Here is a 10,917-nt window from a genome sequence, read left to right as displayed (position 1 = left end):
TTTTTTTTTTGCTGATTGCTTGCAGATAAATTAATAAAATGGCGGTGAAAATAGCAAAAAAGTTCCGATTTCACCGCCACTTCGGTATTTTGAGCGTAAAAGGATATCTTATATTTTATGCAGATAATGGAAAAAGGAGGAAATATGACGAATTTGTGGTGTCATCCTGGATTGCGGTCATCCTCGCGTAGGCGAGGATCCATACATCTTGTACTTTCGCTTATCTTGGCTGCATTCTTTGTCGCCTGTAGTGACGACGATAGCAGTTTCGCGACGCGGCCTTCGGACTGGTCGTCGTCGAGCGTGTGCGATGACTGCGATGACGGGTCTTCTTCCAGCGTCACACCGAAGTCGAACGATAGTGAGACAAGTGTGTCCAGTAGCAGTACTAAATCCAGCAGCAGTTCGGCGGAGTCTTCGTCCTCATCTGTCATCCCCGGCTCGTCTGGGGATCTCCTGTCTAGTTCCAGCGCTAAGTCAAGCAGCAGTTCTGCGGAGTCTTCGTCCTCATCTGTCATCCCCGGCTCGTCTGGGGATCTCCTGTCTAGTTCCAGCGCTAAGTCTAGTAGCAGTTCGGCGGAGTCGTCGAGTTCGGTCACTTTGGCGACTCGGTGTAAGACAGAAAGTAAAGACAACTGCGAATATGGTGAATTGGTGGATGAGCGTGATGGCCAGGCTTACAAGACAGTGAAAATTGGTGACCAGTGGTGGATGGCGGAGAACCTGAATTACGATACGGCGAGTGGTTATTGTTATAACGACTCTGCAGAATACTGCGCAAAATACGGTCGCCTATACGACTGGGCGACAGTTATGGACAGTGCGGGTATATGGAGTACGAACGGCAAGGGGTGCGGTTATGACAAGACTTGCTCGCCGACATACCCCGTGCGCGGCATATGCCCTAGTGGTTGGCACCTGCCTAGCAAAACTGAATGGGAAACGTTGTTCATCGCTGTTGGTGGCTCATCGGTTGCTGGCTGGGTTCTCAAGTCTACATCCGGATGGAATAACAGTGGTAACGGTTCGGATGCCTTTGGGTTCTCGGCGCTCCCTGCCGGTCGCAGGTATGACGAAGGGAATTACGCCATTGAGGGCGAGGGCGCGCGTATCTGGAGTTCTACTGAGCAAAATAACGGCGGGTCTGTGTACGACCTGTGTTTGTATGACGACAGCAACAAAGCGTTCCTGCTCAACGGCGACAAGGAAGGCGGATTTTCGGTCCGCTGCATCAAGGATTAGTTTTAGGAGGAAATATGTCTAAACTGTCACCCTGGAGCAAGCGGAGCGCCGCGATAGGGTCCATAGCGTTTCTTTGTGCGGCTCTGTTTGTCGCCTGTAGTGACGACGATAGCAGTTTCGCGACGCGGCCTTCGGACTGGTCGTCGTCGAGCGTGTGCGATGACTGCGATGACGGGTCTTCATCCAGCGCCAAGTCGAGTAGCAGTTCTGTGAAGTCCTCTTCCAGCGCCAAGTCCAGCAGCAGTTCGGTGGAGTTATCGTCTAGTTCACGAATAGGCTGCAAAACAGAAACGGAAGACAACTGCGAATACGGCGAGTTGGTGGATGACCGCGATGGTCAGACCTACAAAACCGTGAAGATAGGTGACCAGTGGTGGATGGCGGAGAATCTCAACTACGCATTCACGGACGTTCCTTATTCCTTTAGGGAAATTACCTCTGATTCCACTAGCTGGTGCTACGACAATGACTCGGATAACTGCACCAAATACGGCCGCTTTTATACTTGGGCGATAGCTATGGACAGCGTGGGCATCTGGAGTGGGAACGGCAAAGATTGCGGTTCTGATAAAATCTGTTCACCGACATATCCTGTGCGTGGTATATGTCCCGAGGGCTGGCATCTGCCAGACAATGGTGAATGGGATGTTCTATTCACGGTAGTTGGTGGAGGATCAAAGGAAGAAGGTAAAGTGCTCAAGTCTACTAGCGGCTGGGATGACTATTACACTCATATTGGCAATGGCACGGATGTATTCGGTTTTTCTGCGCTCCCTACTGGTGGCAGATCCTGCTATGGAGGAAAATTCAATAACGAGAGCTTCTATGCAATTTTTTGGAGTTCTACCGAATACGATAGCGACTACGGGAATGCTGTGAGTATGGCATACGCCTTTGACTATGCGGTTCTGAGCAAAGAAGAAAAGCCTGCTGGTATCTCAGTCCGTTGCATCCAGAACTAAACCACGGCCTTGCTTTTCCAGCGGCCGCTGCGCCAGCGCCAGATGTTGGCAAACGAACGGTAGAGTTCGTCAGCGGCCATGCCGAGCCAAAGTCCCGGCAGCCCGAGCCCCAATGCAAACGCGAGTATGAGCGAGGTGACAAGCCCGAGCGTCCACATCATTCCGCTTCCGACAATGGCGGGGAACTTGGAATCGCCCGCGGCGCGCAGAGAGGTGGTGACGATGAAGTTTACTGCCTTGAAGGGTTGCACGGCTACGTCGCACCAGAGACAAATTTTTCCGAGTCGGAGTACTTCGGGATTGTCGGTGTAGAGCCTGAGCAAATGTTCGCCCAAAAGCGCTACGATAATCGAGAGCAAGAGCCCGCTCGTGATGCCGATGGCAAGCGTCTGGCGCACGCGGCGGTTCGCCTTGTCGAAATCGTGCGCACCAACCAAATGTGCCACGAGAATCTGGTTTCCGCTGCCGAGGCCGACTCCGAGGATTACTGACAAAGCGGCGAAATTGCCTGCGAATACGCGGGCGGTCATGGCGGTGGTGCCTACGTACACGACCATCGCGGTGATGAACACTTGGAAAAGCTGGAAACTGATGGGTTCTGCGGCGGCGGGGAGGCCGATGCGTATCCAGTCGGGGAGAAGGATGCGGGAGCGCTTCCAGTCACGGGCCTTGCTCTGGTGATGCACCTTGAATTTGAGTACGAGCCAGAGGATGCACGAGGATATCAGCCACGAGAGCGCTGTGGCAAGGGCCACGCCGTGCACGCCCATCTTGGGGAGTCCGAAGAGCCCTTCCAAAAACACGACGTTCAGGGCGGCGTTGCTCGCGATGGTGAGCGTGTTGCCGACGAGGTTCCAGATGGTAAGGCCGTGCGTGGCGATGAGGGCGGTGAGGATGGTCTGCAGCGCGCGGAAGGCGAACCCGAACGAGACGACGCTCAAAAATTGCATCGCGTATTCGGCGGGTTCTTCTGTCAGGCCCATCCAGCGGGGAATGGTGCCCGAAAGCGGGTAGATGAGGAGCGTGAGGGCCACCCCGAGCAAGATGCTCCCGAAGAGGACCATCGTTTGCGTGCTGCGTGCGTGGCTGTTCTGCTTGGCGCCGATGTACTGCGAGACGATGCTCGCGCCCGACTGCGAGAAGGCGTGGAGGGCGGTAAAGAGCGCCCCGAGGATGGGGAGCATGGCGCCGACGCCGGCGGCTGCGGTTTCGGATGTGCGCGAAAGGAACCAGCTGTCCATCATGGGCTGGATCATGCCCACGGCGAAGGTGAGGATAAGCGGCCAGGAGAGGCTTATCAGGGAACGGTCTTTGACGTCTTTTTGTGTTCCGCGCATGCCTAAATTTTAGAAATGGGAAGGGGGCTCAGAAAGAGCCCCGGACATAAATAATGGTTCCGCCTGTATACAGGCCGCGCCGCTGCTATACCAGCTTCTTCCCTAATGCAATTCGGGCTTCGCGGCGGACAAGCGCCTGTTCGTACCTGCGCTTTTCTTCGGCGGTTTCGGGCTCTACCGGGGCGACCGCGGTGGGGCGGCCGTCTTCGCCGATGGCGACGAACGTGAAGTAGCCGTGCGCGATGGGCAGTTCCTGCTTGTTTACCGGGTCGGTCTCGGTGATTTTCAGACCGATTTCCATCGAGGTGTTGAACGCGCGGTTCAGGCTCGCGTGGATGTTCAGGATGGTGCCGAGTTTTGCCGGGCGGAAGAACCTTACCCCGTCGATGGAGATGGTGTTCACCTTGCGGCCCGCATGGTTGAAGGCGACCACGCAGGCGGCCACGTCCATGAGGCCCATCAGGTAGCCCCCGAAGGCGTTGTGGAGCGCGTTCGTGTTGTCCGGATGCACAATGGCGTGCGTTTCGGTCTGCGAGTCCTTGACCTTGCGGGGGGTCATGTCGTTCGCAATTTCGGGGATCAGGTCGGTGTTTCTCATAGGACGGACCTCAGCTTGTTTATGATAAAGTCGACATCGGTAAACGCGCAGACGGGGAGGCTTACGGCCTTCTGGCTCGCCATGATGGCGTTCTTGTTCTCGCTTCCCTGCGCGAGTCCCTTGAAGCAGGGCTGTTCGTGCAGCGGCTGCGGGTAGTGGATGCAGTGCGGGATTCCGGCTGCGTTTAGCTTTGCAATAAACGCTTCGCGGTTGTCGGCCAGCACCGTATATTGCGCGTAGGTGCTCGTGCAGTTTATCTCAAGTTTCGGCGTCTTGCAATTTGCACCGATTTGCTGCGGCACGATTTTTGCACCGTCAATGCCGCCGGCGTCGTTCAAAGCGCCGAAAAACTCGTCGTACTTGCGGGCGTTCTCGCGGCGCACCTTCAGTTCGTCTTCGAAGTGGCGGAGCTTTACCCGCAATATGGCCGCCTGTAGGGCGTCGAGCCTGCTGTTGATGCCGACGGATTCGTGCAGGTAGCGGCCGGTACTCCCGTGGTTCGCGATCTGCCGGATTTTCGCTTCCAGCTTCGGGTCGCTGGTGAATAGCGCGCCACCGTCGCCGTAGCATCCCAGCGGCTTGCTCGGGTAAAAGCTCGTGATGGAAATGGTCGCGAGGGTACAGGCGCGTTGTGCTATGCTGCCAAATTCGGACGAAATTCTATACTCTGCGCCGAATGCCTGCGCCGCATCTTCCACTAGCCACAGGTCGTTCACGACGGCGATTTCCCACAGCGTTGTTTCTGCCTGATGTGCAAACGGCGCGCACTGCCCGAACAGGTCCACGCCGATAATCCCGCGCGTCTTTGGGCCGATTAGCGCCTTTACGCTTTCCGGGTCGATTTGCAAGGTCTCGGGGTCGATGTCTGCGAACCGCGGTATGCCGCCCAGAAACGCGACGCATTCCGCCGGTGCAATGAACGTGAAATCGGGCACGATGACCTCGTCCCCCGGTTTAAGCCCGAGGGCCATGAGGGCGATGGTGAGGGCGTCGGTGCCGCTCGCGCACGTTACGGCCCTGGTTTTTGGCTCCGCGCGGTCACTTCCTGCGATACCCCCCAAAAAAGAGCCCTTCCCGGCATTCCGACCCGCAGAATTGCAAAAATCCGCAAGTTCCGCCTCCAGGGCGGCCACTTCGGGCCCGCCGATATAGCATCCGCTATCGAGGACGGCCCGTTCTGCGGCCAAAAACTCCTCGCGGTAGGCATCCCGTTGCCCTGTAATGTTCACGAAAGGCATCATAATGGGCAAAATTTAGCATTTTTGCGTAGGGCGAGTGAAGCGAGGCTGCTTGCAGACTCATTTCTGTGCCTAGCAAAAAAACGCACGAAGTGCCTCAATGGCGAGTGCCGTAGCAAAGGAATTTTGCTTCGATAGGGCCGAGCCTGGCTAAAAGCGCTCGTTTTGGGCGCAATTTTAACGAAATTAGCAAATGTGGGGGGGTTGACAAATTTCCATTGTTTACTATCTTTGTCCCTACAAAAATTTATAAGTAGGTTTTACCCGGAGATTTAAGGTGCCTCAACATCAATCTTGCAAAAAGCGTTTGCGTCAGGCCGAAAAGGCCAATGCCATGAACCGTGCAGCCCGCGCCGAAATTCGCGCAAGCCTCAAGGTCATCCGTACGGCCACCACCAAGGATGCCGCCCTTGCCGAAATGCCGAAGCTTTTCCGTCTTCTCGACGTCGCTGCCAACAAGAGCCGCGCCGGCTTCAATGCCAACCGCGCTGCCAACTACAAGGCTAAGGTCGCAAAGCTCGTCAACGGTTTCGCCTAATCAGGCGTAACAAGACTTGAATCGGTCTTAAAACCGGTGCACTTACGTGCATCGGTATTTTCTGTTTTTGAAGAATGCGTTTGGCGTGGCCGTGGACACAATGAGGGCCCTGTTTGCGTTGACTCACATACAGATACGCAAATAATTTACTAGATTAATCGCAAGTATCAAGGATTAGTGATGTCTTCAATCAATTTTGCAACACGCGAAATCAGTTGTAAGGTGGTCTATTACGGGCCGGGTCTTAGCGGTAAGACTACGAACCTGCAGGTCATCCACCAGAAGATGCCCCAGGACAAGCGCACGGACATGGTGTCGCTGGCAACCGAGGGCGACCGTACTCTGTTTTTCGATTTCCTTCCTCTAAATCTTGGCGATATCAAGGGTTTCAAGACTCGTTTCCAGCTTTATACGGTTCCCGGTCAGGTCTATTACAACAGCACCCGTAAACTTGTGCTTCGCGGTGTGGATGGTATTGTCTTTGTGGCCGACTCGCAGCGCTCCCGCCAGGCCGAAAACCTGGAGAGCCTCCAGAACCTTCGCCAGAATCTGCAGGATTACGGCATGGATCTGGACGACATGCCCTTCGTGCTCCAGTACAACAAGCGCGACATGGAAAACGTTTTTACCCTCGACGAGATGAACGCGGAACTCAACCTCCGCAACGTCCCGTTCTTCCCGGCTACGGCGCATAACGGCAAGGGTGTTGTCACGACGCTCAAGACTATCGCCATGCTGGTGATCGAGAAGTTCAACGTGAAGCAGGGATTCCTGCGCAAGGCCGCTGAGAGCGTGAACAACACCGGCGTGCACGACGTGAGCCTCACCAAGGAAGGCGTTTCTGTTTCCCAGGCGGCTCCCGCAGCTCCTGCACAGCCTGCCGCTCCTGCAGCAGCACCTGCAGCGGCGACTCCGTTCAAGATGCCCTCGTTTGCGGCAAAGCCCCCCGTCGGCGGAATGGCGTCCGGTGGTGCCAGTCCGTTCCAGAAACCGGTGTCGTCCCCCTTCGGACGTCCGCGTGCGACCCCGCAGCCGCCGCGTATGCCGTCATTCGGTCGATCTGTGGATCGAGGTAACGCCGAGGTCTCGGACGACGAAATTGAACTGCGTCCGTACGTACCCAAGAAGTAGTTAACGGGTTTAAAGTCATAGCAGGTTTGAATGAGCGACTTTACGATTTTTTCAGATGATGTGGGAAAGGTTCGCCGGTTGATGCTTGCTTACCAGGCCAGCGTCAAGGCTGATTACATTGTCCTTTGCCACCGTGACGGTTCCATTATCGCCGAAGTCGGTACCCTCGGTATCGACGCCACTCCGCTTGCAGTTCTTAGCACGGCATCGTTCGACTCCGCCCGCCAGGTGGGCATGATGCTCGGCGGCGAGAACTTCCAGTCCGTCTCCTATGCGGGCGAGAAGCGTTCCATCTACATTTCTCCTGTGGACGAGGCGCTCTTGCTGGTGCAGGTGTTCCCGGGCTCCAGGCTCCCGAACCGCATCGACGACTTCAACCGCCTGCTTGTCGAAAAGCTGGTGGACGCCGTTCCCGCATTCACCCAGAACACAAGTAAACTCAGGTAATAGGGGTTTACCGTGGCCGGCATTCCGCCACTTCGCAATTTGAGGAAGACAACCATCGTCGTGGTGCTTGTCTTCCTTGTTTTCTTTGGACACCGCATCGTCAGTTTCTGGATGGACGACGCTTCGTTGCAGAGTTTTTCGGGTGCCGAACTTTCGCCCTCGCAGAGCGTGGTATGCCGCGATGTGGTGCGCGGGACGCCCTTCGGTGCCGATACCGTATTCGAAGAAAACACGAGGCTCTATTTCTATTCCACGATATCGAATCCGGCGCGTTATTCCTCCGATACGTTGTTGCACATATGGTATTGGGGTACGGACACCATACAGACAGTGCGCTGCATTATAAAGGCGACTGAATACCACAAGGGCATCGAAGACAAGGAATCTTCGCAGTCCGGAATCGGCGTGTGCCATACGGAGATTTCTCCCAAACTCCTCAAGCCGGGAGAGTGGAGCGTTGACCTTGTTGCGGGGCGCAAGCTCCTGTCGAGCAGGCAGTTCCGCATCGAATCCAATAGGTAGTCCCGATGAGGCGTTTGCTGTGGGTAGGCGCCCTTTCGGTCGGGAAGGCATTTTCTCTCGATATAGATTCGCTTCCGGTATGGAATCCGGATATCCTTTCGCATAAGGTGGAGGCGTCCGCTCCCGCCGATACGGCGCATGTCGAAAACCGTCTGGAGACTCACGGTTACAAGACCATGCAGGTGACCGTGGGCGACGGCGATACGCAGGTCGACCAGCAGTTGAAGCTCTCTATCCAAGGAATCGTGGGCGACAGCGTCGTGATAGATGCCTTGCTGAACGACGTGGACAGGCGTGCGGGCGACCAGACGACGGCTACGCTCCAGGAGGTGGACCAGGTGTATTTCAAGGCGACCTCCAGGCACTGGATGCTCCATCTGGGCGACTTCCTCTGGCAGGATGCCGATCTTGGCCTGTTCTCGCTGGAACGGACCTCGCTTGGCGGTATGGTTGGATTTAGGACAAACTATTCTGACGTGCGGGCCGCCGTAGGTACCGACGAAGTGAACCGAACCGTGCGCACGTTTGCGGGTGTGAGCGGCCAGCGAGAAGGTTATGCCCTGAGCGGCGACGGCAACTACATCTCGGTCGTCCCGAATTCAGAATCCGTATGGATAAACGGCGAAAAGCTCGAACGCGGCAAGGATTACGAGGTGAATTATGCCGGTGGCCTTTTGAATTTCAAGGGGCTGCGCATGCCGTCCGCCGAAGATGAAATCCGCGTGGAATACGATGCTTACGACGATGACAACATAATGAGCCTCTATGCGGCTGCGGGCAAGTTCCGCCATCCGAACCTCTACTTGGACGTGTCTGGCTTCCGGCTGGAAAACGACGTGGACCGCTTGAAGAAGGGCGCATGGACCGATGACGACTATGCGATGCTCAAGCACGACGACGGAAGTGAATTTGTTCGTGACGATACGCTCGGGGCGCTTTCCCGCCCGTCTAGGACGGACATGGCGGGCGCAAGGTTGCGCGCGCAGCTGGACAACCGCTACTATACCGATTTGGAAGTGGCGTATTCCAGGCGCGATACCAATACGGTTTCCGACGACGTGGGCGGCCCGGAAGCCCATGCGTTCCGCTGGTTTTTGACTTCCGATTCCTCGTCGGCGATGAAACGTTTACCGGTGGCGTTTTCCGCATATGGCAACTATGTAGGGGAAGGCTTTGATATTTCGGATTTCAAGGGCGGCGATGACGACTGGAATTCGTACAGGCTGAAAGACGAGTGGGACCTGGACAGCGCGCTGCTTGCAAACGGAAGTTTCCGGCACGACGAGTTCGCGATGCGGCTCCGTCTGGGTTCGGAATGGTTCGGCAATCTTGCGTGGGGTTACCGGCAAGGGGACGATGAACGCTGGAATTCCTCGCGAATAAAGGCGAGCCTGACGCATAATACGCAGGACGGGCGTTCGACCGAGGTTGCGCTCGTGCATGTGCAGAGCCAGACGGACGTTGCCCGCGAAAGGTTCCAGGGCTATGCGAACGTGAAAAAGACGCGCGGTTTTTTCCAGGGCTTTGTCGGGGCGGACGTGCGCTATACCGAACGCGACAGCGCGGAAATCGACGACGGGGAACTTTATTTGCGCACGAATTACGGAGTGAAACTTTCGGAGAGTTCCTGGAACGTACTTGAATCCATCGACCTTTTGAACGTGAGCCGCGGGGGCGATTCGTATACGGGCCGGGGAGGCAATACCGGCGATCCCTTGAAAGACAACTGGATAGATTCTTTGCGCCAGTTCAAGTGGAACCAGTCCGCGGAAGTCCACCTGAAGGGAATAGACCTCACGCACTATTTGCAGTACGTGTATCGCGACCTGGCGGAATCCGGGGACGAGCACAACTGGGCGGGCGACCTGAACGCGCGTTTCGGCAACGAACGCATTGGAATCCACGGAAACGTTGCCTACAAACTGGGCCTCACTGAAGAACAGACCTATACCGCCATATACAAGGCGGTGGCGAAGGGCACGGGCGACGTGCGTTACGATAGCCTGACCGGCGCGTTTATCGAGGGCGTGGACAACGGTGACTTCGTCTACGAGGGAATGGGCCGAAACGATTCCATCGGGGCGGTGCTCGCCTCGAACGCGTCTTTCAGCGCGAATCTCGAATGGAATCCGGGAAAGACCTTCGGCATAGACCGTGGAATCCTTCGCGATATCAAGCTTTCCGGTTCAATCAGCGCCGTCTCCGAAGACACTACGGGCCGCAAGCTGTATTTCCCGGAGGTTCTCCCGTCGGGACTGCGCGATGTCTCCTCGGGTACGTTGTCGTGGACGGGCAACCTGGAATGGACGCATCCCTCGGGTGCCACGCTTGCTTACAAGCCCTCCGCCTCGTACGACAAGAAGCTCTCTTCTATCGAGTATTACGAGTCGCTCTTCCATCACGAAATTGCGGGTTCCTACAGGCTGAACGAGAATCATTACGTGGGTGCGGAAGCCTTCATGGAAGATGTCGGGCTGCAGGCGCTCCAGGATTTGGAATGGAACATCAGGAGTGTCGCGGGCAGGTACCGCCTGAGTTTCTGGGAGTTCTTCAGCGTCGAGCCGGGCGGACGATTCCGCTACGGGTCCGGCGAGGAAGCGGCTGGGCGCGAGTTCGACGCCTACCTCTGGGAAGCCTACTTGCGTCTGGGTTACAAGAACCCCAAGCGCTTTGACGGGTACGTGCGCTTCTCGACAGTCCAGGTGGAGACCGGCGACGATGCGGTGCCGTACCAGATGATGTCGGGCTACAGCGATGGAACCACGTTCCGCCTGGAAACGTCCCTCTCGTTTACCGTGAACCAGAACATTTCCTTCGGGTTGCATTATATCTTGCGCTTCGGCGATGCCGAGGAAAATATTTTCCAGAAACTTTCGACAGAAGCGAGGGCGATATTCTGATG

9 protein-coding genes and 1 pseudogene are annotated in these 10,917 nt (G+C 56.2%); 7 read left to right on the top strand and 3 right to left on the bottom strand.

The window, feature by feature from the left end; translation table 11 throughout:
* Positions 1 to 225 precede the first annotated feature (225 nt).
* Positions 226 to 1,242, top strand: coding sequence for a fibrobacter succinogenes major paralogous domain-containing protein (locus tag IK012_RS02070; protein ID WP_290949789.1), 1,017 nt, complete (start codon positions 226 to 228; stop codon positions 1,240 to 1,242).
* Positions 1,243 to 1,256: 14 nt separating this feature from the next.
* Positions 1,257 to 2,204: a fibrobacter succinogenes major paralogous domain-containing protein gene (locus tag IK012_RS02065; protein ID WP_290949787.1), complete on the top strand. Its 948-nt coding sequence runs from the start codon at positions 1,257 to 1,259 to the stop codon at positions 2,202 to 2,204.
* On the opposite strand, the gene IK012_RS02060 is transcribed toward IK012_RS02065, so the two are convergent.
* The 3 genes from IK012_RS02060 to IK012_RS02050 all read right to left on the bottom strand — a co-directional run bounded on the left by IK012_RS02060 (position 2,201) and on the right by IK012_RS02050 (position 5,380).
* Positions 2,201 to 3,541 (bottom strand): MATE family efflux transporter, encoded by a 1,341-nt coding sequence (locus IK012_RS02060; protein ID WP_290949785.1) that lies wholly within the window; start codon positions 3,539 to 3,541, stop codon positions 2,201 to 2,203. The two genes, IK012_RS02065 and IK012_RS02060, sit on opposite strands and share 4 nt — an antisense overlap.
* 85 nt (positions 3,542 to 3,626) lie before the next feature.
* Positions 3,627 to 4,139, bottom strand: coding sequence for an acyl-CoA thioesterase (locus IK012_RS02055; RefSeq protein WP_290949783.1), 513 nt, complete (start codon positions 4,137 to 4,139; stop codon positions 3,627 to 3,629).
* Positions 4,136 to 5,380 (bottom strand): DegT/DnrJ/EryC1/StrS aminotransferase family protein, encoded by a 1,245-nt coding sequence (locus IK012_RS02050; protein ID WP_290949781.1) that lies wholly within the window; start codon positions 5,378 to 5,380, stop codon positions 4,136 to 4,138. Before IK012_RS02050 ends, IK012_RS02055 begins: the two co-directional genes overlap by 4 nt.
* 274 nt (positions 5,381 to 5,654) lie before the next feature.
* On the opposite strand from IK012_RS02050, the gene rpsT reads away from it, so the two are divergent.
* The 5 genes and pseudogenes from rpsT to IK012_RS02025 all read left to right on the top strand — a co-directional run bounded on the left by rpsT (position 5,655) and on the right by IK012_RS02025 (position 10,915).
* Complete coding sequence (gene rpsT, locus IK012_RS02045; RefSeq protein WP_173343556.1) at positions 5,655 to 5,915, top strand: 30S ribosomal protein S20; 261 nt, start codon at positions 5,655 to 5,657, stop codon at positions 5,913 to 5,915.
* Positions 5,916 to 6,095: 180 nt separating this feature from the next.
* Positions 6,096 to 6,683, top strand: a pseudogene (locus tag IK012_RS13560) (ATP/GTP-binding protein); the annotation flags it as partial.
* A gap of 423 nt (positions 6,684 to 7,106) precedes the next feature.
* Positions 7,107 to 7,493, top strand: a complete 387-nt coding sequence (locus tag IK012_RS02035) for a roadblock/LC7 domain-containing protein (protein WP_290949776.1) — start codon at positions 7,107 to 7,109, stop codon at positions 7,491 to 7,493.
* A gap of 39 nt (positions 7,494 to 7,532) precedes the next feature.
* Positions 7,533 to 8,015 (top strand): hypothetical protein, encoded by a 483-nt coding sequence (locus tag IK012_RS02030; RefSeq protein WP_290949774.1) that lies wholly within the window; start codon positions 7,533 to 7,535, stop codon positions 8,013 to 8,015.
* A gap of 5 nt (positions 8,016 to 8,020) precedes the next feature.
* Positions 8,021 to 10,915 (top strand): hypothetical protein, encoded by a 2,895-nt coding sequence (locus tag IK012_RS02025; protein WP_290949772.1) that lies wholly within the window; start codon positions 8,021 to 8,023, stop codon positions 10,913 to 10,915.
* The last annotated feature ends 2 nt before the right edge of the window (positions 10,916 to 10,917 follow it).

Source organism: Fibrobacter sp. (assembly GCF_017551775.1).
In the GTDB taxonomy this organism is placed as follows: Bacteria; Fibrobacterota; Fibrobacteria; order Fibrobacterales; family Fibrobacteraceae; genus Fibrobacter.
Note: the sequence above shows the minus strand (reverse complement) of the source record. Positions and strands in the feature narration are given on the sequence as shown.